We start from the raw sequence: 22,079 nt of genomic DNA, 5'->3' as shown, positions 1-22,079 counted from the left end.
GGTAAACAGGTTTTCGAGGCAGGTGGCACACGAATGATGCGCAATGTTTTGTTTTCAATGCTGGCAATGTTGGTTCTCTGGGCGTTGCCCGCTGCCGCACAGGACACAGTGTACGTCCAGATCGAAGCCCAACCCAGCCTGTCGGTCGCAGAAGACCGTCTGCGCGACTACGCCGCTGTCCTGCCCGATGTAAACGGCTTTGACCTTGGCCGTGGCTGGTACGGCATCGCCCTTGGCCCCTACGAGCGCAGCAACGCCAACGCCATTCTGCGCAACCTGCGCGCCCAACGCCTGATCCCGCGGGACAGCTACCTGGAAAGCCCCGGACGCTACGGCCAGCGCATCTGGCCCATCGGGGCAGGGCCCGCCACAGGCGGACAGACAGCGCCAGCGCCGCAAGAGGTGGCAGACCCCGCGCCAGAGCCCGCGCCGCAGATCACCGACGAAACCCCACGCGAAGCCCGCGCCTCCGAGGCGCTGCTCGACCGCGACGAACGCAAGGACCTGCAAATCGCCTTGCAATGGGCGGGCTATTACAATTCCGCCATCGACGGCGCTTTCGGCCGTGGCACCCGCGCCTCCATGCGCGGCTGGCAGCGGGACAACGGCTACGAAGAGACCGGCATCCTGACCACCGCGCAGCGCGCCGAACTGTTCCGCCAATACAATGCCGTGCTCGAAGGCATGGACATCCAGACCGTCCGCGACACCCGCGCGGGCATCTCGATCGACCTGCCGCTGGGCGCAGTCCAGTTCGACGGCTATGACAGCCCCTTCGCCAAGTTCACCGCCACCGGTGCCGTGGACGGCGCACAGGTCCTGCTGATCAGCCAACCGGGCGACCGCGACCGTCTGGCCGGGCTCTACGAGATCCTGCAAACGCTCGAAATCGTGCCCCTCGAAGGCCCCCGAGAGCGCAATCGCGACAGCTTCACCCTCACCGGTCAGAACGCGCGCATCATCTCCTACACCGAGGCGCGCCTGACCGATGGTCAGATCAAGGGCTTCACCCTCGTCTGGCCCACCGGCGACGACGACCGCCGCACCCGCATTCTGAACCTGATAAAGTCAAGCTTCACACCCATCGACGGCGTGCTCGATCCCGCAACCGTGGCGGAAGACACCCAAAGCGTCGACCTCGTATCAGGCTTGCAGATCCGCAAACCCAAACTGACCGCGTCGGGCTTCTTCGTGGACGCGCAGGGCCGGGTGGTCACCACCGACAGCGCCGTAGGCAGCTGTGGCCGCATCACCCTCAATGACACCTACGACGCCGAAGTGGTCGCCACCGACGCCACTTCCGGCATCGCCGTGCTGCAGGCCACAACCCCGCTTGCCCCCACCACGATTGCCGAATTCCGCAACAGCAGCCCGCGTCTGCAATCCGAAATCGCGGTCTCGGGCTACTCCTTCGGCGGCGTCCTGCCCTCGGCCACCATGACATTCGGCCGCCTGGCCGACCTGCGCGGCCTGAACGGCGAAGACACGCTGACCCGGCTCGCCATCGCCACGCTCGACGGCGACGCGGGAGGCCCGGTCTTCGACGACAGCGGCGCGGTGCTTGGCATGCTGCTGCCCCGCGATGCCGGGGGCCGTCAGTTGCCCAAGGATGTCAGCTTTGCCGCCAAAGGGGATGCCGTGCGCGATGTCCTGTCCCGCGCCGGCGTCACCGCGCAATCCAGCGATACGCTGCCCCGCCTTGATCCGGTGGACCTGACGGAAAAAGGCACCGCGATGACCGTGCTTGTCAGCTGTTGGGAGTAGGGGGTCGGCGAAACAGCCGGTTCAATGCACCCCATTGGCTGATAAAGACCCCCACAAGGATCAGCGCCATCGCGTAAAGCAGCGCCAGTTTGAACGGCTCGCCCAGAAACAGAACACCCAGGATCACCGACCACATCGGCACCTGGTAGTTCACCAGCGTCAGGAAAACAGGCCCGGCGCTGCGGATCACCAGAATGCGCAACAGGTTCGCCCCGGCAGTCGGGATCAGCCCGAGGATCGCAATGATCACCAGCGTCTCCACCGGCGGCATCACCGGCGGGCCTTCCACAACAACCGCCGGCGGCACCACCACCAGCGCCCCGAACAACAGCGACAACGCCGCCAGGCCAAAGGAATCGGTCGGCGGCAACCGCCGCACGATGATCGACGTCACCGCGTAACAGGCCGCCGCGCCGATACAGGCCGCACGTCCAAACGGCTCCATCGGATCACCGGTTGATTCAAACACCTGCCCGCCCAGCAAAAGAACCACCCCGACAAACCCGATCCCGAACCCGATCACCCGCCGCAGCGTCATCCGCTCTCCCGGCACCAGAAAATGCGCCAGCGGCAACACGATCAGCGCCACGGAGGCCATCGACACCCCGGCAAAGCTCGACGTGACCGTCTGCTGGCCCCAGCTCAGCAACATGAACGGGATCGCCGTATTGAACACACCAGAGACGATCAGCGCGCCCCAGGCGGTCTCTTGGGTCAGAAACACCTTACCGCCCCGCCACAGCCACACCGCACAGGTCAGCAGACAGGCAAAGGAAATCCGCCCCGCCGCCAGCCAGAACGGCGTGGTGCCCGCCAGCGCCAGTTCGATGAACAGAAACGTGGCCCCCCAGACAAGGCCAAGCGTCGCCACCATGCCCCAATCCGCAGGTTTGATGTCGGGCGGCGCATGCATGAGGATCTACTTTCTGAAATGGCGGGGATTTCCGGCCAACAGATATTGCTCCGGCACGAAAACCCTGTAGCTGTCTAGGGACAAGCACCGGGGGCTTCAACTCCCATTCTCGCATCTCAGACTCAAGGGAAAGACCCACATGGACATCTTCTTCATCCTGCCGATCCTGATCCTCGTTGCGCTGCTTGCCTTTTGCGTGCTGCAGCTCAAGGACGATATGTGACCGCAACGCGCCGCCGCCACGCACCCCGGTTGCCTCTTTCCTCTTGCTGAAAATACCGCGGGGAGTTTGAGGGGCTGGCCCCTCAAGCGTTTCCGGTGACGGAAACGTCACGATGCGTCCGCGCATCGTCCCCCCACACAGGCACGATCACGCAAAAAGGGCGGCCCTGACAGCCGCCCTTCCGATCCTGTCGCCAAAATCCGGCGATCAGTTCTTCTCTTTGTCGACCATCTTGCCCGCGGAAATCCATGGCATCATGCCGCGCAGCTTGGCACCGGTTTCCTCGATCATGTGCTCGTCATTGGCACGACGCGCCGCTTTGATCGTGGGCTGACCAACCGCGTTTTCAAGCATGAAGTCGCGCACGAACTTGCCCTGCTGGATGTCGGTCAGAACGTCTTTCATCCGCGCCTTGGTTTCATCGTAGTTCAGGATGCGCGGGCCGGTCACGTACTGGCCGTACTCGGCTGTGTTGGAAATCGAGTAATCCATGTTGGCGATGCCGCCTTCATAGATCAGGTCCACGATCAGCTTCACTTCGTGCAGACACTCGAAATATGCCATCTCGGGGGCATACCCGGCTTCCACCAGTGTTTCGAACCCGCAACGGATCAGCTCAACCAGACCGCCACACAGAACCGCCTGTTCACCAAACAGGTCGGTTTCGCATTCCTCGCGGAAGTTGGTTTCGATGATGCCGGACCGGCCGCCACCGATGGCGGAACAATAGGACAGACCGATTTCCAGCGCGCGGCCGGACGCGTCGTTGTTCACCGCCACAAGGCAGGGCACGCCGCCGCCCTTGGTGTATTCGCCGCGTACGGTGTGGCCCGGGCCTTTGGGGGCCATCATGATCACGTCCACACCGGGCTTGGGCTCGATCAGACCGAAATGCACGTTCAGACCATGCGCAAACGCCATCGCCGCGCCGTCTTTGAGGTTGTCATGCACGTATTTCTTGTAGGTTTCCGCCTGCAATTCATCGGGCATGGTGAACATGATCAGGTCACACCAGGCCGCCGCTTCGGCAATACCCATGACCTTCAGGCCTTCGGCTTCGGCTTTCTTGGCCGATGGCGATCCTTCGCGCAGGGCCACAACGACGTTCTTGGCACCGCTGTCGCGCAGGTTCAGCGCATGGGCGTGGCCCTGTGATCCGTAGCCCAGAATGGCCACGTTCATGTCTTTGATCAGGTTAATGTCGCAATCGCGGTCATAATATACGCGCATGGTGTTCCCCTTGAACTGCGTTTCGATTGATCTGCACAATAGGGATTTTCCACAGCCACAGATGTCGAAGCAGCAAGGGTTTTCGCTTTTTCCGGGGATTTCATTCTCAATCCTGCCATGATACGAAAAATTCATGCTTGATGCCACCGACCTCCGAATCCTGCGCCAGTTTCAGGCCGCCCCCGATCTGCCCACGGCCGAACTGGCCGACAGGGCAGGGGTCACCGCCTCCACGCTGGCCCGCCGCATCGACAAGATGCGCGCCTCCGGCGTGATCCGCGCCGTGCGTTCGGTGATCAACTGGCCCGCGTTGGGCTACACCGTCGAAGTGTCCCTGCGCGTCCAGCTCGACAAAACCCAACCCCGCGCCTTTGACGAATTCCTCGCCGCCGCTCGCAAGGTGCCCGAGGTGATCGAGGCGCAAACCTTCCTTGGCCAGGTCGACGCCCGCCTGTCCGTCATCGCCCGCGACATGCCCCACTACCAGGAGGTCTACCGCGACAAGCTCCTGACCCTCCCGCATATCGCCGATATCGAGGCCCTGATGCACGTCGCCCGCGTCAAGTTCGACGAAACACTTCCCCTGTGAGGACCCTGTGATCGACCTCGACGAAACAGACCGCGCAATGATCCGCGCCGTGGCCTTGGACGCCCTGATTTCCGCAGGCGCTCTGGGTCGTCAACTCGGCCTCAGCCAACCCGCCGCCTGGCGCCGCCTCAAACGCCTGCGCGATGCGGGCATCTTCCGCGGCCAGCGCCTCGATCTTGACGCGCAGTCGCTGGGATTCGGCGTCACCGTCTTCCTCGGCATCAAGCTCGCCACCAAAGGCCGGGTCAGTCTGGAAGATTTCGAACGCGCTGTCACCGCCATCCCCGAAGTGCAGACCGTCGAACACGTGCTGGGGTCCTATGACTACCGCCTGCGCGTCGTCGCCCGCGATATCACCGATTTCGAACGCGTGCTGCGCCGCAGGATCATGATGTTGCCCGGTGTCGGCAATATCGACGCCAATGTGCTGCTGTCCGAAGAACGCCTCTCCGGCCCTATCGGATAGAACAAGCGGTACGCTGCGCACACGACCGTCAAGCGACCTGCACGCGCAATAGTTCTGCCTCATGCCGCTTTAACGTGTAGCGCGCCATTGGCCCGGTGAAACCGTCCAAACATCGCTCCGGCAGCACCCCCAAAATCTCGTCCCGGTCTGCGTCATCCACGCTCTGCAACGCCATCTGGCCGGGATAAAGCGTCTCGGCCGCACAGCCTTCGGCGAAGACCAGATGATGCCCTTCACACAGGATATGCCAATACTCAACAACCGGGCAGGGCGCTTCGACAATGGTGGTCCCGTTTACCAGATGCTTGGCCGCGACAAGAACTTCGGTCTCCCCGAACATCAACTCTGCCGCCGTGCCGCGCAACAGCATCCGATGATTTGGCGACACCCACAGATCCCGTATATTCTCCAGCGCACCGCGCCGGATGCGAATGGGCGTGTTTGGTCCCTCACCCGGCACCCGGATATGGCCAATCCATGTGACCGCCTGCGGCCCCCCGTCCAGCGTCGTGACCAGATCGCCTTTGCGCAATGTCTCGATAAACCGTGGTCCCTCGGGCGTCTCGATCAACGTGCCGCGCGCAAAACAGATCACCACCAACCCATTGGCAATTTCCGACGAAAACGCACCGTCCCCGACCTCACCACCGCTGATGAGGCCATCATCGTTCAGGTCAATATCTTCGTTTGTATCGACACGCAAAGGCCCGTTCTGTGTGGCCAGCGTTTCAAGAATGTTTACACCGGCAATCGCTGCCACGTCGCCAAGTACCGGTGCCCCCGCATCGGTCGAGGTCAATCCTGACGCATCAATCTCCAGATACCGGTCGCCCATGGTCCGGCGTCCGAAATCGACATCAGCGCTGCCGGTATAGGTGTATTTGGCAACGTCGTTGTAATAGTCAGAGGCATTGTCATAGACGATGATCGATGTGACCACCGACTCTTCGGTTAGGACACCGTCAACGGTGACATTGTCGACGACATAGACAATGATATCATTGTCTTCGAACAGCGCCGTGGCGCTGTGAAGCATGTACTCCCCGCCATTCGATGCGTTCGCGTTTGTTGTCTGGGGATCTCCAACAACGCTGAACCCGTTCAACAACAACGTTGTCGTTGCCATATCTGCTCTGCCTTCAGGGCTTCAGCCCTGCCTGTTATTTTAGCATGTTAACGCAGGGTTAAGGACAAATCCACCGATCCGGCAAAATGGCCGACAGGCTGTTGCCAAACGGGGCACACGGTTTCCGATCCGCGCCGCCGCCGGTCCCGGAACAGCCACCAGAATGGCTTGGTATACCGAAGTAGGCTTTGCGCCTCACGCCCACATTCGGTACCCCTTCGGACGAAGAGGAGAAATCGCATGGCTTTGCTCGATACAGTTGACCCCACCGGTCTCGAAGAATTCTCGGTCGTCTTCACCGACCGGTCCCTGAACCACATGTCCAAGACGTTCCAGAAGGTCATGACCGACATCTCTGGCATGCTCAAAGAGGTCTATAACGCGGATGCCGTCGTCCTGGTGCCCGGTGGCGGCAGCTACGGCATGGAAGCCGTAGCGCGTCAGTTCGGGCAGGGGGCCAAAACGCTGATCGTGCGCAACGGCTGGTTCTCCTACCGCTGGACCCAGATTTTCGACGCGGGCAAGTTCGGTGGCGACACCATCGTGATGAAGGCCCGCCAGACCGGCAATGAACCCACCGCCCCCTTCGCACCGGTCCCGATCGAGGACGTCACCGCCCGCATCCGCGAAGAAAAACCCGATATCGTCTTCGCCCCCCACGTGGAAACCAGCGCCGGCATCATCTTGCCCGACGCCTATGTCACCGCCCTGGCAGAGGCCGCGCACGAGGTCGGCGCGCTGATGGTGCTCGACTGCATCGCGTCCGGCTGCGCCTGGGTCGATATGAAATCTACCGGTGTAGATGTTCTGATCTCGGCCCCGCAGAAAGGCTGGTCCGCCACGCCCTGCGCGGGTCTCGTCATGCTCTCCGACCGCGCGCTGGCTCGGATGGAGGACACCAGTTCGGACAGTTTCGTGACCGATCTGAAGAAATGGCACCAGATCATGATGGCCTATGAAAACGGCGGCCACGCCTATCACGCCACCATGCCGACGGATGGTCTCAAAGCCTTCCGCGACACCATGCTGGAAACCCGCGATTACGGGTTTGAAAAACTCAAAGACCAGCAATGGGCGCTGGGCAACGCCGTGCGCGCCGATCTCAAGGCCCGCGGCATCACCTCGGTGGCCGCCGACGGCTACGGCGCGCCGGGCGTGGTGGTCAGCTACACCTCGGACCCCGAAATCCAATCCGGCCGGGCGTTTGCCGCCAAAGGCATGCAAATCGCCGCCGGTGTCCCGCTGCAATGCGATGAGCCGCCGGAATTCAGCACCTTCCGCCTCGGGCTGTTCGGCCTCGACAAACTCTATGACGTCGATGGCACGGTGAAACGCCTCACCTCGGTCCTCGACGAGGTTCTGTAAGCCGACAGTTGCATTTGCATATTTGGAAAAAGAAGAAGCCGGGGAGGAGAAATCCACCACCGGCTTCTTTCTTTTCCAGAGATAGGCGCGCCTGGCCGAAGCATCAGGCACCGCGTTTATTTGAAGTTCCGGCTGTCCTTGATCTGGTCCCAGGCCCAAACCACCTCCTGCAGCTGCTCTTCCTGCGACCGGTCCCCGCCATTGATGTCCGGGTGCAGCACCTTGATCAGCGCCTTGTAGGATTTGCGCACCTCGGCCTTGGTCCAGGTGTCCCGCGCTTCCAGGATCTCGATGGCGCGGCGCTCGGTTGGCGGCAGCCGCTTGGTATGCCCGCTCGCTGCCCCCGCACGTCCGGGATTACGCGTCGCATTGTCCCCCAACACTTGATGCGGGTCCTCAATCCCCAACCGGGCCCAGGCCTTAGCCTCGGGATCGCGGTAATCCTTCGTCTTGCGCTCCCAGACCTTGTCATCGGACATCTGCGCATTCATCTCGGCTTCAGTCTTGCCGTCAAAGAAGTTCCACTTGGTGTTGTACTCGCGCACATGCTCCTGGCAGAACCAGAAAAAATCATCCAAAACGTCCGGCGCTTTCGGCGCACGGAACTTGCCGGCCTCCTGGCAGCCATCATGGTCGCACACCCGGGTCGACGTCTCGGACGCGCCGGACATCCCCCGACGCCCGCGTGGGTTTTTCTTCTTTGCCGATTTGATCGACATATCGAAACCGAATGGATCTGATTTGCTCATTGCCTGCCCTTTTCGACTCGGAGGCGACAGTTTAGACCAAAGCGCAGCAGAGTGAACCACATGAGGCAGAAAAAATGACGCGGACCGAACAGATCGAGACACGATTGCGCGACGCCCTGTCGCCACGTGAACTCACCGTGCGCGATGACAGCGAAAGCCATCGCGGCCATGCCGGCTATCAGGAGGGCGGCGAAAGCCATTTCCACGTGATCATCCGCGCCGACGCCTTCGCCGGACAATCCCGCATCAACCGCCACCGCATGGTGCACAAAGCCCTCGGCCCCGAGCTGGTGTCGGCCATCCACGCCCTCTCAATGGACCTCGACGACTAGTCAACGGTCGCCGGGGCAACGACTGAGTCGTCACGGATCGTCGGCCCCCCCACCGTAGGCCGGGCTTCAGCCCGGCAAACCGGCAAACCACGCCTACCACCCGGCAAACCACGCCCGCCACCCGGCAAACCATACGTATCGCCAAAGCGCACAACGCGCAGATAAACACTCAAGTAGGCCGCGTTTCCTCGGACCCTTCCTCGTAGGCCTCGGCCTCGCGCGCCTCGGCGTCCGTCTCCTGTGCCTCCGCCTCGGCAATCCCGCCGCCCTCCGGCACTGCGGAGGACACCGCCGCCGCCGTCAGCACGGGCTCAACCCGTACAGGGGCCGCCTCACTTGCAGGCGCATCGTCCGCCACCGCAATCCCGCGCCGAAATACCATCAGGTTGCGCCAGTTCGTCACCGACCCGGTCAGGCCGACACGTTCTTCGGACGGCAAGACATCCGTGCGGACATATTCCCAACCATCTGCCGCCAGATCGTTGATTGCCTGTTCCACCGTAAACGCGAATCGCGCTTCCGCGCCCTTTACGCCTTTGGCCTTGACCCCCTTCGTCGGGGCCGGAACCACCTTGTATTCAAACATCCACGCCGCCTCACAACTGACCCGACGCTCTCATACCCAAGGCCACGCCCCGAGACCAGCCTGCAATCCAGACACCCAACCCGTAGGCCGGGCGTCAGCCCGGCATCACCAGAGCCCCAGACAGTTCCAAGATCTTTCGCATCTCCTTCAATTTTCCCAAGGTCTCATTTCACGTTCTTCGTCACGGATACCGGCTTATCCGCAGACATTTCCCCCGCGAAGCATCACGCGCTGGGACCTTCATCTAACATCAAAAAGGTTGCGAATTTCTGAAAAACCGCGCGGACTCCCGGTCACCGCCGTCAATATTCATCCCGAATTCGCATGTGCCCCCCGGGTCAACGGGCGTCGGTCTGCTCGACAACCCAATCCCGCTGAGCCGTACGCTGCACTCGTACAAACCGGACAACAGCGCACCCAACACCCTCAAAAACAAAAAAACGGACCGAAATGGCCCGTTTTCTCGCATTACTCCGCAGTTTTGTACGCCTGAACCGTACAAACCGCGCTTTCCCCGTAGGCCGGGCGTCAGCCCGGCAACACCCACGCGAAAAAAAGCGCCAAATTCACCCGTTCAGCTTCTTCGCGACGATTTCATTCACCGCCTTAGGGTTCGCCTTGCCACCTGTGGCCTTCATCACCTGACCCACAAACCAGCCCGCAAGCTTCGGATTTTCCTTGGCTTTTTCAACCTGCGCCGGGTTCGCCGCGATGATCTCGTCAACGGCGGCTTCAATCGCACCGGTGTCCGTGACCTGCTTCATGCCGCGCGCTTCGACAATGTCTGCCGGGTCTCCGCCTTCGGTATAAACGATCTCAAACAGGTCCTTCGCGATCTTGCCCGAGATGTCGCCCTTTTTGATAAGTCCAATGATTCCCGCCAGTTGCGCCGGAGAGACCGGACTATCGGTGATGTCGTGATCTTCCTTTTTCAGACGACCGAACAGTTCGTTGATCACCCAGTTCGCCGCCAGTTTCCCATCACCGCACGCATCAACAACCTTTTCGAAATACGCCGCGTTGTCTGTCTCCGCCGTCAGCACGTCCGCGTCATATTCAGACAGCCCGAAGTCCTTGACAAACCGCGCTTTTTTCTCATCAGGAAGCTCTGGCAAAGACGCCGCGATGTCGTCCACCCAGGCTTGCTCGATCTCCAAAGGCAGCAAATCCGGGCAGGGGAAGTAGCGATAATCATGCGCTTCTTCCTTGGAACGCATTGATCTTGTCTCATTTTTATCCGGATCGTACAGCCGCGTTTCCTGATCAATCTTGCCGCCCGCTTCCAGAATCCCGATCTGACGCCGCGCTTCATAATCAATCGCCATCTGGATGAAGCGCATGGAGTTCATGTTCTTGATCTCGCAGCGCGTGCCAAGATGGGAAAAATTCTGTGTTTCCTGATACTTCTCGTACTGACCGGGACGACAGACCGACACGTTCACATCCGCCCGCAGGTTGCCGTTCTGCATGTTTCCGTCGCACGTGCCCAGATACCGCAGGATCTGGCGCAGCTTCACAACATAGGCCGCCGCTTCCTCGGGTCCGCGGATGTCCGGGCGGCTGACAATTTCCATCAACGCAACGCCCGTGCGATTCAGATCCACGAAAGACATTGCCGGATCCATGTCGTGAATCGATTTGCCCGCATCCTGTTCAATATGAATGCGTTCAATCCGCACACGCCGCGCGATACCGGGCTCCATGTCCACGATCACTTCGCCTTCGCCCACAATCGGGTGGTACAGCTGGCTGATCTGGTAGCCTTGGGGCAGGTCTGGATAGAAATAATTCTTGCGATCAAAGGCACTTACAAGGTTGATTTGTGCTTTGAGGCCCAGCCCCGTGCGCACCGCCTGTTCAACACAGAACTCGTTGATGACCGGCAACATCCCCGGCATCGCCGCATCCACGAAGGCAACGTTTGCATTGGGTTCGGCCCCGAACTGCGTGGACGCGCCGGAAAACAGTTTCGCCTTGGAGGCCACCTGCGCGTGGACCTCCATCCCGATCACAAGTTCCCAGTCATGCTTCGCCCCGGCAATCACCTTGGGTTTCGGGGTCTCAAAGCTCAGGTCCAACATGGCAATTCCTCTCGGCGTGAACGCCGCGTGGAATACGCCAGAGGGGGGCAGGGGGCAAGGGGTTCGGCGGGTTTAGCCGGTTGCGCGTGGATCTGAGTTTGGGGCCGTCACCGGCGGCAATCCGGAGGCATGGCGATCAAGGGCGGCCCAGGCGCGGTGACGCCCTTTGGCGAGGCGTGCCTGATCGTCCAGACCACAGGCCCAAACGCCCTTGGCCGCATACCAGACGCGCGGGTGAACCTCGCGCAGATAGTCGGTCACGATCCAGTCAAAACAATCGGCGATCTGGGCGCGGGCGTCCTGGTTGATCCCGTCCGGATCCAGTGCGCTGCCCGTATAGGCGGCAAAGGTGTTGATTGTGTGCTGGTCGCTCTGGCGATCAAGGATGTCCCGCATTCCCGAGCAGAACAGCGCAGCGTCCAACAGCCCGAACGCGCCATCATCGACGCTGAGGGCATCAAGATAGGTCCATGTGTACCCTCCTGCGCCCCAGATATCCTGGGTGCGGGCCATGGTCCGCTGGGCTTCGTGTTCGAGGCGTTCGTGACTGCCGAACCAACGGGGCAGCATGTGATTGCCCAAGGCCCGCATGTATTTTCCAGCGCCGGGTGCCAGATCAATCAGATCCTCGTAGTCGTCGCTGGCCCGCGTCCGGGGGCGCGTTTCGGCTGACAACAGGGCACAGCGCACCGATGCCAGCATGGGCGAGTCCAGTTCAAACGGATCAAACGCGTCGATCAGATCGCTTGCGGCCTTGAAGTGGCGGAAAAAGGCGGCGCGATGGGCCGCAGGAATGTCCTGCCGCCACCCTTCGCCGCGCCACGCCCAGCCAATATCGATATGCGCCATCGCAATCACATAGGCCACGGCATGATTGTTCGGCGTCTCTTCAAAGATCAGGGCCATGTCATCGAGGATCGCGGCGGCTGTTGTTTCGTCGCTTGCCTTGACCGCACGGGTCGCGGCGGTGACCGCGTCGGCGCGTGCGCCTTCGGCCAGCAACTCGGCCTCAGGCACACCACCCGGCGTCATCTTCCGCGCGGCGTCAGAACGACAGATCCGGTCACCTAGTGTGGTCCAGGCATCCTGACGGGCCAGAAAAAGCCCTTCTTCGAAAAGGGCCGACCGCGCGTCTTCTTCGGCGCTTGTTTTCTTCTCGGGCAGGGTCAGCTTCGGGGCCGTATGCAGCGCATCAATGTTGATGACGCCGCCATCTGACAGCGGGGTTTCCGCCGAATTCCGGGCTTTCCGGATCAAAGAGGTCAAATTGTCCAAAACAGGCATGGGCCTCGCCTTCAGATGCTCCGGCGTCGTGCCGGACGTGTGTGTTTGTTGCAGTCTGTATGCCGGAAAATCGTGTCGCAAATCGGGCACCAACATGCTTTCGCAGCGGTAATCTGGGGGCGCGCGCGGATGTCTGCCGAGCGTATTGTGGCATTGGCGAAAACCCGCGGATCATGACCGGATTGCGCGCCTAAGGCTGGGTTTTACTTGATCCAGCGAAGGTTTTCGGGCACATACGCGCGATGTTGCGCTGGGGGATGATAGGCGTGGCAGTGCTTGCAGTCGGTCTGAGTGGGGCCGTGTCGGCAACACCTGCCACAGTGGTGGATGGACAGGCGACCATATCGCTGTCGTCCTCGTTGCGTCCTGTCGCCCGCAGTTTCACGCCGCTTCCCGAAATGCGCTGGAGCCATCGCTCCGAAGCCGAAAACTGGTCACGGGCCGCGTTGAAAGCCCTGCGCAGTCACGCCAGTGTTCTGCCCAAAACGGAACCGCGCGATATCGCGAACTGGTGCCCGGCCTACACCACCAATGACACCTCCGCGCGCGAGGCGTTCTGGATCGGGCTTCTGTCTGCCTTGGCCAAGCATGAAAGCACCTTCCGGCCCACCGCGGTCGGTGGTGGCGGCAAATGGTACGGGCTGTTGCAGATCCTGCCGGCAACGGCACGCGGGTATCGCTGCAACGCCACATCGCGCAGCGCGCTCAAGAACGGCGGAGCCAACCTGCAATGCGCATTACGCATCATGTCGACCACCGTTCCACGTGACGGGGTCGTATCCTATGGCATGCGCGGGGTCGCTGCGGATTGGGGGCCGTTCCACAGCCGCAAGAAACGTCACGACATGATGACCTGGATGCGGTCCCAACCCTATTGCGCAGGCTTGTCGCGATCTTTGCGCCCGGTAGCGCGCAAGGACAGGCCGACATCCGAAGTGCTCTCGACCATGGGTCCCGGATCCGCGCGCTAGGCAGATAGGCCGGGGTCGCCACCGGCAATTGAGACCTGAAGGACTCAATATCCAAAAACTTTCTGAGATTTCGCGAATCCCTTTTGGGTTTGGAAACGCGACGCGGTTACACTTGCTCGCAAAACCAAAAGCGAAGCAGGCATGATCAAGGCAGTCGAGCTGGCAGAACAGTCGAAACTAGAGCTTTCGACCGTTTTTGCCTATCAATACGTCATCTCCCGCAAGCCGCGCGATCTGCCCGGGCTGGATATGATGCAACTTGGGCGGCGGCGGTTTATTTATGCCGGTCCCAAACTGCACCGCGCTGAACTGCGGGACCGGAACGGAGAGATGTTCGGGTTTGTGCTGGGCATCGCCGTGGATCCCGAAGGCCTGATCAAGGGGGTTCGCACCCTGCCGACGATTGACGTCAATGATCCGCAGGTGTTTGACCGCTTTCACGATTACATCAATGACGTCTGCGGGCGCTATGTCTTTGTTGTCACAGCAGGAATCGAAGAACGGGTCTACACCGATCCGGTCGCCATGATTGGCTGTGTGGTGAATTGCGACGCCGAGCTGGTCGGTTCGTCGCTGAACCTTGTGCTGGATCGCGAGGTCGAGCTGAACCCGCTCTTCGATCATGATGCGGTCACGAATCGGGGGGGCAAATATACCCTGTTCCACACGCGGGATCGCCATGTGCGCCGCCTGAACGGCAGCTTCTACCTTGATCTGGTGAATTACACCGATTACCGGTTCTGGCCCCGGATCGACCATTTGGAACAACCGGTGGACGCGTATGGCGATATCTACGACGACATCATCCGCCATGCGCGGCACGCGATTGGCGAAATCACCGCGCATTTCTCAACCGCGATGCCGCTGTCGGGCGGGTCCGACAGCCGCCTGATTGCAGGCCTTGCCGGAGAGCATATCAAGAAAGTTGATCAGTGCTTCACGCACATCACCAATTATTCGACCCGGTACGACAATGCCGTCGCGAAGGTGATCGCCCGCCATTTGGGTGTGGACCACGAAACCCACGCCTGGCGGTCGCCACCGCCGCCGCCCCGGTCCAAGTTCGAAAAACGTCAGCAAACACGGATTTTCCAGACCGCCGTTGGCGCGCCGCTCGCGTTTCCGGATGAATTGGCCAAGAACGTCCAGCAATTGATTGGCGACGACAAGGTTGTGCTGCGCGGGCACCTGACGGATCTGTTGCGGGCCGTCTATGTGCTGACCAGCAAACGCACCCGCTGGAAAGTGCTGGACTGGCAGATGCAACGCCTGTTTCCCGTGCCGGTCGACGAATTCAACGACGAGGTGTTCCGCACTCTGCGCCCCGACTTCATGGCGTGGCGCCGGACCCTGCCACCAGTCGCGATGGAATCGCCGCTCGATTTCATGTTCCTTGAGGTGTATTACAATTCGACCGTCGGGGCCTTGTTCAACGGGTTTCATCGGCATTTCTACATGTCGCCCTTCAACAGCCGTCGCATTATTGAATTGTCTCTTGCGTTGAATGTGGACTACCGGCGCACCATCGCCCCTGTGAATGACCTGCTTTACCGGATGGACCCGGATCTGTGCGCGATCCCCTACTACAAAGAGGCGGGACCCGACCTGTCGGTTCTTGAGCCGGGCGGTGATTGGAGCGCGTTCACGCAGGACAGGATGGAGACCGTTCGGCAGCGCTTCGAAAACGGCTATCGGCCAGATGCGGTTCCGATTGCGGCGCAGTGACGGTTACATCTGTCGGGCACCGCTTGGGTTCGACCGCGACGCATCCCAAAGGGAAACGCCCCGCATCTGCGGTTCCCCCAAGGCCAGCGTGGCGCGGCGCAGCAAGGCGATGCCATGCTCTGCATGGTCCGGCAGCGCTTTGGGGGAAATCGGCTCTCCGATCCTGATCTGAAACGGCTGGCGGTCCTTGTTCAGCGTCTCGTGAAACAGGGTGATGTCCCGCAAGGTGGGGTGAAGCGCGTCAAACAGGTAAAACATGCCCGAATTGCGCGCCTGAATGTGGATCGGAATCACCGGCACATCGAATTTGCGCGCCAGCATCGCCGCAGACGGCATCCAGGGCCGTTCATGCAACCGCATCCCGCGTCGCTTTGCCAGCCGACCGGACGGAAAAATCACCCCGAGCCGCCCGTCTTGCGCCGCCCGCCGCGCAAAGATCATCGTCTCGCGGGTCTTGGCATGGCTGCGCCGATCCTTGCGCCATTCGACCGGGGCAATGCGATCGGCAAGTTGGGGCAGGACTTTCAGGATGTCGTGATTGGCGAAGAAATACGCATCCTGCCTGATCCGGCGCAGCACGGAATGCAGGATCACACCGTCAGCGATGCCGGTCGGATGGTTGGCCACCACCAGCGCCGCGCCCCGTCGCGGCAGGTGATCCAGACCGGTCACCGAAACATGCCGGGCCAGCCGGTTGGCCATGGTGTCAAGGATGTCATCGCTACACAGCGATGCAAACCGTTCGGCAAGATCTACCGTTTGCTTGTATCTAAGGACCCGGTCCAGCACCGGGCGCGCCAGTTTCGCCGCCGCATGCGGGCCAAACAACCATGGTGCGCGGTCCTTGATCAAGGGATCGAGGCGGTCTTTCATATGCGCTCTCCTGACAGAGCTGCATCACAGGTGCGTGACAGCTTCGTCCCAGTTGCAAGACGTGGCAAGGGGCGGCGCGCAACCGGCGGGTTTTGCGCAAAGGCCTGCCGGTGTGCCGGCCGCGCCCGTCGGTGCCTTGCGTCAGAAAAAGCCGAAGTGATGGCGTTCATGCCGCAGACCTGCCTTGTCCAGCGCGGCGCAGAACACCGGGTAGGGCGGCACGACTTCGATGGGCAGGCGCAGCGTTGACCCGGTGATCAGCTTCACTCGCGCGTTGACCGCAAAATCGAGCCGCGTGTCAAAGCGGACATGGTCAATGTCGCTCAGCGCCAGCGTTCCGGACTGCCGCGCGCTTGTCCAGCTCAGCGTGTCGTGGTCCAGCGTCAGGCGCGCGACATCCCCGCGCCAGGCTTCGATCATGGCGGGAACGGTGAAAAGCGCGATGGGCGCAAGGATCCACCAAGCGGCCTCAAGACCGGCCCACAGTCCAAGCAGGACCAGCCAAATCCCCCCGATGATCAGCAGGGCCTTGGGCCGTCGCGCGCTGATGTGGTGATCCAAAATCATCGCCCGCCGGTCACATCCAGAAACGTGCCGGTCACATACCGTGCCGCGTCCGACAAGAGCCACAAAATGCCCTCTGCAACCTCGTCTGGTGTGCCGGGTCGGCCCAGCGGCGGCGTGTGTCCGATCTGTGCCAGCCTGTCCGGCACACCGCCCTTGGCATGAATGCCCGTTTCGATCAGCCCGGGCCGCACCCCGTTGACGCGGATGCCGTCCGCGGCCAGCTCATGCGCCATACCGATGGTCACTGTCTCGATCGCGCCCTTGGTCGCGGCATAGTCGATATATTGGTGCGGGCTGCCAAGCCGCGCCGCCGCAGAGGAGATGTTCACAACATGCCCACCGCGCCGATCCTGCATATAGCGCACGGCCTGCCGCGCGATTTCGATGGCGCCAAACACATTAACCGCAAAGACCCGCGCCACCCGGTCGGGCGTCAGATCCTGCAATGACCCTGTGGGGGACACGATCCCGGCATTGTTGACCAGATGCAGTGGCGCATCCGGCAGGGATCTGACCTGATCAAACAGATCCGTGATGGCCGACATGTCGGTCACGTCGGCCTGAATGGCCTGGGCGGATATGCCCGTAGGGGCAAGGTCGCGCAGTACCTTGTCCGCCCCCGCCGTGTCCTGGCTGTAAGTGATCAGGATCCGGTCATATCCGCGTGTTGCGGCCATCCGTGCGGTGGCCGCGCCAATCCCGGCGCTGCCTCCCGTGATCAGAAGCGTTGCCATGCTGTCACCCCAGGATCCGCGTGACCATTTCGTCGGTATCGCGGCTCAGGTTGGGTTTGGCCTTGATTCGCTCCAACTGGGCACGGATCAGCGCCTGCCGATCTGCATCATAGCGTTTCCAGGTCTGGAACACCGAACACATGCGCGCCGTGGTCTGCGGGTTCTTGTCGTCCAGCCTGATCAGCCAGTCCGCCAAGAACGCGTAACCGCCCCCGTCTTTGCGGTGAAACCCGGCGTGGTTCATGGCCAACCCCCCCAGCACGGCGCGGAACCGGTTGGGGTTTTTCCAATCGAACGCATCATGCCGGGACAGGGCCTGAGCCACATCCACCGCATCTGCGGGGTCTGCCGCACCCACCTGGATGCCGAACCATTTGTCCATGACCAGCCGGTCGTCTTTCCACTGATCGTAAAACGCCTGCGTTGCAGCAGCCCCATGGCCCGACCGCAAAAGCTGTGTAAATGCGGTCAGTTGCAGGGTCATGTTGTCCGCCCGGTCGTAAAGGGACTGGGCTTCTGCGCCATCATCCAGCACGGTCTGAAGCGACAAGAGCGCCGCGCCAAGACTGCGCTGTCCCGACTGCGTGGCATCCGGCTGGTATGGTGCGTCGACAGCAACCCGGCGCATCGTATCACCAATCCAGCCTTGCCACCGCTGCGCCATGTGCCGTTTGAGGCTGTCGGCCGCCGCCCAGATCGCGTCGGGATCCGGCGTCACGCCCTGCTCGAACAGCACCTGCGCCAGCTCCGACTGGGTCGGCCCCGCAAGCATGAGCGCGCGGAATGCAGGATCAAGCGTGTCGTCACGCACCACCCGTTCAAGCGCATCGAGCCAGGCATCGTCATGCCCCGCCCCGTCGCGGATGGTTGCCATCAGGCTGTCGCGGCACAGGTTGCGACCCGCTTCCCAGCGATTAAACGCGTCCGTGTCATGCGCCAGCAGAAACACGCGTTCCTCGCGGCTGCTGTTGCGCTCCAGCACGATCGGAGCCGAGAACCCGCGCAGGATAGATGGCACTGGTCGGGACGCGAGATCGTCGAAGGCAAAGCTTTGTTCCGCCTGTGTCATTTCCAGTATCTGCGTCGGGACCACCTCGTCGCCATTCGGGTTGAGCAGGCCAACGGCAATCGGCAGCACCTTGGGGTCTTTCACGTCCTGTCCGGGGGTCGGGGGGGTGTGCTGTTTGAACGTCAGCGTATAGGTGCCGTCTGACCACGTCTCCGCCACGCTGACACGCGGCGTGCCCGATTGCGAATACCACAGTTTGAACTGTTCAAGGTCGCGTCCCGTCGCGTCCTCGAACACGGTCAGCCAGTCTTCGATTGTGCAAGCCTGCCCGTCATGGCGGTCAAAATACAGGTCCAGAGCTTTCGAATAGGCATCCTCCCCCACAAGTGTTTTCAGCATGCCGATCACTTCGGCACCCTTTTCGTAGACCGTTGCGGTGTAGAAATTGTTAATTTCCTGAAAACTCTCCGGACGCACCGGATGGCTCAGCGGGCCCTGATCTTCGGGGAACTGCCGCGCGCGCAGGTCGATCACATCATTGATCCGTTTCACCGGTTCGGACCGCATATCTGCGGTAAACTGCGCGTCGCGGAACACCGTCAGCCCCTCTTTCAGACACAACTGAAACCAATCGCGGCAGGTGATCCGGTTGCCGGTCCAGTTGTGAAAATACTCATGCGCAATAATCGCTTCAATTCTTTCGAAATTGCCGTCGGTCGAGGTTTCAGGCGACGCCAGAACGCAGGAGGAGTTGAAAACGTTCAGCCCTTTGTTCTCCATCGCGCCCATGTTGAAATCGTCGACCGCCACGATGTTGAAGATGTCCAGATCGTATTCGCGGCCGTAGACCTCTTCGTCCCAAGCCATTGATTTCTTGAGCGCTTCCATCCCGAACGCGCATTTCCCTTCGTCGCCGGGGCGCACCCAGATGTTCAATTCAACGGGCTTGCCGGACATGGTGACAAAGCTGTCGGGATGGTTGACCAGATCGCCCGCCACCAGGGCAAAAAGATAGGCGGGTTTTGGCCAAGGATCGTGCCATTCCGCCCAGCCATCGCCGTGATCAACCGGATTTCCGTTGGACAGCTTAACCTTTTCGTCACCTTCGATCCGTACGGTGAAGGTGCTCATCACGTCGGGTCGGTCGGGATAATAGGTGATCTTGCGAAAGCCCTCGGCTTCGCATTGCGTGCAATACATGCCGTTGGACATGTAAAGCCCTTCCAGCGCGGTGTTGGTTTGCGGGCTGATCTCAACTTCGGCCTCCCACGTAAATGGGCGGTCCGGCACGTCGCAGCGCAGGCCATCCTCTGTCAGGGTGGGCACGATGTCCTGTCCGTCGATCCTGGCCCATTTCAGGTCAAGCTGCTCGCCGTGCAGGAAAAAGGATCGGTCCGTCGCCTCGGGGTTTGGCGCAAAGGCAATTTTGCTGATCACCCGCGTCGAGGTTGGCGCAAGACGAAAGGTCAGATGGACGCTGTCCACAACAAATCCAAAGGGGGTGTAATCCTTGAGGTAGATCGTTTTTGGCGCGGCGTCTTTCATGTGGGGCTCCAAATTTGCAGGGTTCGCTTTGCCCACATGTCTAAGCCGCGTTCGGGAAGAAGGGAAACGCCTTGCCAGACATTTGGTATCGACCCTGCCGGAATGCCCTGTTCAACCGCCGCGCGCCGCCTAATTTATTTGTCATGGCAACACTGCTTTGGTTCAAACGTGATCTGCGGGTCGATGATCACCCGGCGCTGGCGCGTGCCGCCGAGCTTAGCGCCGTGGTGCCGCTCTATATTGTCGAACCCGCGTACTGGACGCTGCCGGACACGTCGGGACGACAGTTTGCGTTTCTGCGCGAAAGCCTGACAGACCTGCAATCCCAACTGCGCAGCTTGGGCAGTGATCTGATCATTCGTGTCGGTGACGCGGTGGACGTGTTGGAAACCTTACACAAAACCATCCACATCACGCAGATCGTCAGCCACGAGGAAACCGGCAACACCTGGACCTTTGAACGCGACAAACAGGTCGCGGCCTGGGCGAGGGCGCAGGGCATCCCCTGGACGGAACTGCCGCAATCGGGGGTGGTGCGGCGGCTGGACGGCCGGGACGGATGGGCCGGTCGTCGCAACAGGTTTTTGAGACACCCGCAGGTCGCGCCTCCCGCCGCGTTGCCCCCAGTGGATCTGCCATCCGCACCAATTCCCGACCTGACCGCGCCGGACCGATGCCCTTCGCGCCAGATTGGCGGGCGTCCGCAGGCGCTGTCCCTGCTGGGCGGGTTTCTGACGGAACGTGGGCGGACTTACCGCAAAGACATGTCTTCGCCGTTGGGCGGAGCGGTGGCCTGTTCGCGGCTCAGCCCGCATCTGGCGCTTGGCACGATTTCGGGGCGGGAAACCAGCCAGGCCTGCGCCGCACGACAACGCGAGCTCAGGGGCGGCGCGCGTGATGGCTGGACGGGGAGCCTGAAGTCCTTTCAGTCGCGCCTCGCGTGGCGGGACCATTTCATGCAAAAGCTGGAAGATGAACCGCAACTGGAACACCGCTGTTTGCACCGCGCCTATGAAGGCATGCGTCCGCTGGAACCCGATGCAGCGCGCCTGACAGCATGGAAAAATGGCGAAACAGGGCTGCCGTTTCTGGACGCCTGTATGAGGTCCCTGCGCGCCACCGGTTGGCTGAATTTCAGGATGCGGGCGATGGTGGTGAGCGTGGCCAGTTATCATCTGTGGCTGGATTGGCGCAGCACGGGGCGCGTGCTGGCGCGGATGTTCACCGATTACGAACCGGGCATTCACTGGTCGCAAATGCAAATGCAAGCCGGCACCACCGGGATCAACACGCCGCGCATTTACAACCCGGTCAAGCAGGGCACGGATCAGGACCCCACCGGCGCGTTTACCCGCCGCTGGGTGCCGGAACTGGCGGAGGTTCCGGATGCACATCTTCAGACGCCATGGACATGGGACGGCGCCGGGCGGCTTTTGGGCGCGACCTATCCCCGCCCGGTGATTGAGATTGCGGAGGCCGCGCGCATGGCACGCCAGAAGATCTTTGCGATGCGCGCGGGTGTCGACCGCGCCGAAACGCAGCGGGTGATCGACAAACATGCCAGCCGCAAGGACGCCGCCGGGCATTTCGTCAATGACCGCGCGCCCCGGATCTCTACGCGCAAGGCGCAGGACAGCCGACAGTTAAAGCTGGATCTGTAATGCCCAAGCACCGCAAGACATCCGACCTGCCGAGCAAGATCTGCGCCACCTGCGGCAGGCCGTTCACCTGGCGCAAGAAATGGGAAAAGGTCTGGGACGAGGTCCGGTACTGCTCACAGCGTTGCCGCGGCGCGCGCGCCAAACCGCAGGGTGCCCAAAGCGCGGGCGGGACAGGCGGTGCGTCACCCCGGTAAGGCCGGCTTTTGACGCGGATGACCGGTAAAATCCGATTGTCACATGTTGCAGATCGGAAACTTTCTTTCTAATGGAGTACCGTTGTATACAG

General features: G+C 61.3%; 20 protein-coding genes. 9 read left to right on the top strand and 11 right to left on the bottom strand.

The features are described 5' to 3' along the window. The first annotated feature begins 66 nt into the window (after window positions 1-66). Window positions 67-1,764, top strand: a complete 1,698-nt coding sequence (locus MWU54_RS02905; RefSeq protein ID WP_247080646.1) for a serine protease — start codon at window positions 67-69, stop codon at window positions 1,762-1,764. On the opposite strand, the gene MWU54_RS02900 is transcribed toward MWU54_RS02905, so the two are convergent. Together MWU54_RS02900 and ilvC are read right to left on the bottom strand one after the other, a co-directional pair. Further along, window positions 1,748-2,677 carry a DMT family transporter gene (locus MWU54_RS02900; protein WP_247080645.1) on the bottom strand — a complete coding sequence of 310 codons (930 nt, stop codon included), beginning with the start codon at window positions 2,675-2,677 and terminating at the stop codon, window positions 1,748-1,750. The genes MWU54_RS02905 and MWU54_RS02900 overlap by 17 nt on opposite strands. 430 nt (window positions 2,678-3,107) lie before the next feature. Then, window positions 3,108-4,130: a ketol-acid reductoisomerase gene (ilvC, locus tag MWU54_RS02895; protein ID WP_247080644.1), complete on the bottom strand. Its 1,023-nt coding sequence runs from the start codon at window positions 4,128-4,130 to the stop codon at window positions 3,108-3,110. A gap of 133 nt (window positions 4,131-4,263) precedes the next feature. Here ilvC and MWU54_RS02890 point away from each other — a divergent pair, with 133 nt between their 5' ends. Together MWU54_RS02890 and MWU54_RS02885 are read left to right on the top strand one after the other, a co-directional pair. Beyond that, the gene (locus tag MWU54_RS02890; RefSeq protein ID WP_247080643.1) at window positions 4,264-4,719 is read left to right on the top strand and encodes an Lrp/AsnC family transcriptional regulator; all 456 of its coding nucleotides are present in this window, start codon (window positions 4,264-4,266) and stop codon (window positions 4,717-4,719) included. Window positions 4,720-4,726: 7 nt separating this feature from the next. Next, a complete protein-coding gene (locus MWU54_RS02885; RefSeq protein WP_247080641.1) occupies window positions 4,727-5,185 on the top strand; it encodes an Lrp/AsnC family transcriptional regulator in 459 nt (152 codons plus the stop codon). Between the two features lie 28 nt (window positions 5,186-5,213). On the opposite strand, the gene MWU54_RS02880 is transcribed toward MWU54_RS02885, so the two are convergent. Beyond that, window positions 5,214-6,311: a Hint domain-containing protein gene (locus tag MWU54_RS02880; protein ID WP_247080639.1), complete on the bottom strand. Its 1,098-nt coding sequence runs from the start codon at window positions 6,309-6,311 to the stop codon at window positions 5,214-5,216. Between the two features lie 240 nt (window positions 6,312-6,551). Here MWU54_RS02880 and MWU54_RS02875 point away from each other — a divergent pair, with 240 nt between their 5' ends. Beyond that, window positions 6,552-7,676: an aminotransferase class V-fold PLP-dependent enzyme gene (locus MWU54_RS02875; protein ID WP_247080638.1), complete on the top strand. Its 1,125-nt coding sequence runs from the start codon at window positions 6,552-6,554 to the stop codon at window positions 7,674-7,676. Window positions 7,677-7,792: 116 nt separating this feature from the next. On the opposite strand, the gene MWU54_RS02870 is transcribed toward MWU54_RS02875, so the two are convergent. Beyond that, window positions 7,793-8,425: a J domain-containing protein gene (locus MWU54_RS02870; RefSeq protein ID WP_247080637.1), complete on the bottom strand. Its 633-nt coding sequence runs from the start codon at window positions 8,423-8,425 to the stop codon at window positions 7,793-7,795. Window positions 8,426-8,499: 74 nt separating this feature from the next. Here MWU54_RS02870 and MWU54_RS02865 point away from each other — a divergent pair, with 74 nt between their 5' ends. Beyond that, window positions 8,500-8,757: a BolA family protein gene (locus MWU54_RS02865; protein WP_247080636.1), complete on the top strand. Its 258-nt coding sequence runs from the start codon at window positions 8,500-8,502 to the stop codon at window positions 8,755-8,757. 169 nt (window positions 8,758-8,926) lie between these two features. Here the strand turns inward: MWU54_RS02865 and MWU54_RS02860 are convergent, their stop codons facing one another. From MWU54_RS02860 to MWU54_RS02850, 3 genes are all read right to left on the bottom strand, one after another. Then, entirely contained in the window at window positions 8,927-9,343 is a 417-nt protein-coding gene (locus MWU54_RS02860; RefSeq protein ID WP_247080635.1) for a DUF4177 domain-containing protein, read from the bottom strand. Window positions 9,344-9,909: 566 nt separating this feature from the next. Beyond that, window positions 9,910-11,424 (bottom strand): Asp-tRNA(Asn)/Glu-tRNA(Gln) amidotransferase subunit GatB, encoded by a 1,515-nt coding sequence (gene gatB / locus MWU54_RS02855; RefSeq protein WP_247080634.1) that lies wholly within the window; start codon window positions 11,422-11,424, stop codon window positions 9,910-9,912. 72 nt (window positions 11,425-11,496) lie between these two features. Beyond that, window positions 11,497-12,708 (bottom strand): hypothetical protein, encoded by a 1,212-nt coding sequence (locus tag MWU54_RS02850; protein WP_247080633.1) that lies wholly within the window; start codon window positions 12,706-12,708, stop codon window positions 11,497-11,499. A gap of 266 nt (window positions 12,709-12,974) precedes the next feature. Here MWU54_RS02850 and MWU54_RS02845 point away from each other — a divergent pair, with 266 nt between their 5' ends. Then, entirely contained in the window at window positions 12,975-13,679 is a 705-nt protein-coding gene (locus MWU54_RS02845; protein ID WP_247080632.1) for a transglycosylase SLT domain-containing protein, read from the top strand. Between the two features lie 141 nt (window positions 13,680-13,820). Next, window positions 13,821-15,404 carry an asparagine synthase-related protein gene (locus MWU54_RS02840; protein WP_247080631.1) on the top strand — a complete coding sequence of 528 codons (1,584 nt, stop codon included), beginning with the start codon at window positions 13,821-13,823 and terminating at the stop codon, window positions 15,402-15,404. A 3-nt stretch (window positions 15,405-15,407) separates the two neighbouring features. Here MWU54_RS02840 and MWU54_RS02835 read toward each other — a convergent pair whose 3' ends face one another. The 4 genes from MWU54_RS02835 to pepN form a co-directional block, all read right to left on the bottom strand. Further along, window positions 15,408-16,277 carry a lysophospholipid acyltransferase family protein gene (locus tag MWU54_RS02835; protein ID WP_247080630.1) on the bottom strand — a complete coding sequence of 290 codons (870 nt, stop codon included), beginning with the start codon at window positions 16,275-16,277 and terminating at the stop codon, window positions 15,408-15,410. A gap of 141 nt (window positions 16,278-16,418) precedes the next feature. After that, window positions 16,419-16,844: a hypothetical protein gene (locus tag MWU54_RS02830; RefSeq protein ID WP_247080628.1), complete on the bottom strand. Its 426-nt coding sequence runs from the start codon at window positions 16,842-16,844 to the stop codon at window positions 16,419-16,421. Next, window positions 16,841-17,578, bottom strand: coding sequence for an SDR family oxidoreductase (locus MWU54_RS02825; RefSeq protein ID WP_247080626.1), 738 nt, complete (start codon window positions 17,576-17,578; stop codon window positions 16,841-16,843). The genes MWU54_RS02830 and MWU54_RS02825 overlap by 4 nt, the downstream gene beginning before the upstream one ends. A gap of 4 nt (window positions 17,579-17,582) precedes the next feature. Beyond that, entirely contained in the window at window positions 17,583-20,132 is a 2,550-nt protein-coding gene (pepN, locus tag MWU54_RS02820; RefSeq protein WP_247080624.1) for an aminopeptidase N, read from the bottom strand. A gap of 143 nt (window positions 20,133-20,275) precedes the next feature. On the opposite strand from pepN, the gene MWU54_RS02815 reads away from it, so the two are divergent. Together MWU54_RS02815 and MWU54_RS02810 are read left to right on the top strand one after the other, a co-directional pair. Continuing rightward, window positions 20,276-21,793 carry an FAD-binding domain-containing protein gene (locus tag MWU54_RS02815; protein ID WP_247080622.1) on the top strand — a complete coding sequence of 506 codons (1,518 nt, stop codon included), beginning with the start codon at window positions 20,276-20,278 and terminating at the stop codon, window positions 21,791-21,793. Then, window positions 21,793-21,987, top strand: coding sequence for a DUF2256 domain-containing protein (locus MWU54_RS02810; RefSeq protein ID WP_247080621.1), 195 nt, complete (start codon window positions 21,793-21,795; stop codon window positions 21,985-21,987). Before MWU54_RS02815 ends, MWU54_RS02810 begins: the two co-directional genes overlap by 1 nt. Window positions 21,988-22,079 lie beyond the last annotated feature (92 nt).

The organism is Marivita sp. S6314, assembly GCF_023015985.1.
GTDB lineage: Bacteria > Pseudomonadota > Alphaproteobacteria > Rhodobacterales > Rhodobacteraceae > Marivita.
This window is presented reverse-complemented; position numbering and strand designations above follow the sequence as displayed.

Excerpts from the sequence above, each read along its gene's own strand:
- MWU54_RS02905 (WP_247080646.1), top strand. The coding sequence starts at position 67 with ATGTTGGTTCTCTGGGCGTTGCCCGCTGCCGCACAGGACACAGTGTAC.
- MWU54_RS02900 (WP_247080645.1), bottom strand. The coding sequence starts at position 2,677 with ATGCATGCGCCGCCCGACATCAAACCTGCGGATTGGGGCATGGTGGCG.
- ilvC (WP_247080644.1), bottom strand. The coding sequence starts at position 4,130 with ATGCGCGTATATTATGACCGCGATTGCGACATTAACCTGATCAAAGAC.
- MWU54_RS02890 (WP_247080643.1), top strand. The coding sequence starts at position 4,264 with ATGCTTGATGCCACCGACCTCCGAATCCTGCGCCAGTTTCAGGCCGCC.
- MWU54_RS02880 (WP_247080639.1), bottom strand. The coding sequence starts at position 6,311 with ATGGCAACGACAACGTTGTTGTTGAACGGGTTCAGCGTTGTTGGAGAT.
- MWU54_RS02875 (WP_247080638.1), top strand. The coding sequence starts at position 6,552 with ATGGCTTTGCTCGATACAGTTGACCCCACCGGTCTCGAAGAATTCTCG.
- MWU54_RS02870 (WP_247080637.1), bottom strand. The coding sequence starts at position 8,425 with ATGAGCAAATCAGATCCATTCGGTTTCGATATGTCGATCAAATCGGCA.
- MWU54_RS02865 (WP_247080636.1), top strand. The coding sequence starts at position 8,500 with ATGACGCGGACCGAACAGATCGAGACACGATTGCGCGACGCCCTGTCG.
- MWU54_RS02860 (WP_247080635.1), bottom strand. The coding sequence starts at position 9,343 with ATGTTTGAATACAAGGTGGTTCCGGCCCCGACGAAGGGGGTCAAGGCC.
- gatB (WP_247080634.1), bottom strand. The coding sequence starts at position 11,424 with ATGTTGGACCTGAGCTTTGAGACCCCGAAACCCAAGGTGATTGCCGGG.
- MWU54_RS02850 (WP_247080633.1), bottom strand. The coding sequence starts at position 12,708 with ATGCCTGTTTTGGACAATTTGACCTCTTTGATCCGGAAAGCCCGGAAT.
- MWU54_RS02840 (WP_247080631.1), top strand. The coding sequence starts at position 13,821 with ATGATCAAGGCAGTCGAGCTGGCAGAACAGTCGAAACTAGAGCTTTCG.
- MWU54_RS02835 (WP_247080630.1), bottom strand. The coding sequence starts at position 16,277 with ATGAAAGACCGCCTCGATCCCTTGATCAAGGACCGCGCACCATGGTTG.
- MWU54_RS02830 (WP_247080628.1), bottom strand. The coding sequence starts at position 16,844 with ATGATTTTGGATCACCACATCAGCGCGCGACGGCCCAAGGCCCTGCTG.
- MWU54_RS02825 (WP_247080626.1), bottom strand. The coding sequence starts at position 17,578 with ATGGCAACGCTTCTGATCACGGGAGGCAGCGCCGGGATTGGCGCGGCC.
- pepN (WP_247080624.1), bottom strand. The coding sequence starts at position 20,132 with ATGAAAGACGCCGCGCCAAAAACGATCTACCTCAAGGATTACACCCCC.
- MWU54_RS02815 (WP_247080622.1), top strand. The coding sequence starts at position 20,276 with ATGGCAACACTGCTTTGGTTCAAACGTGATCTGCGGGTCGATGATCAC.
- MWU54_RS02810 (WP_247080621.1), top strand. The coding sequence starts at position 21,793 with ATGCCCAAGCACCGCAAGACATCCGACCTGCCGAGCAAGATCTGCGCC.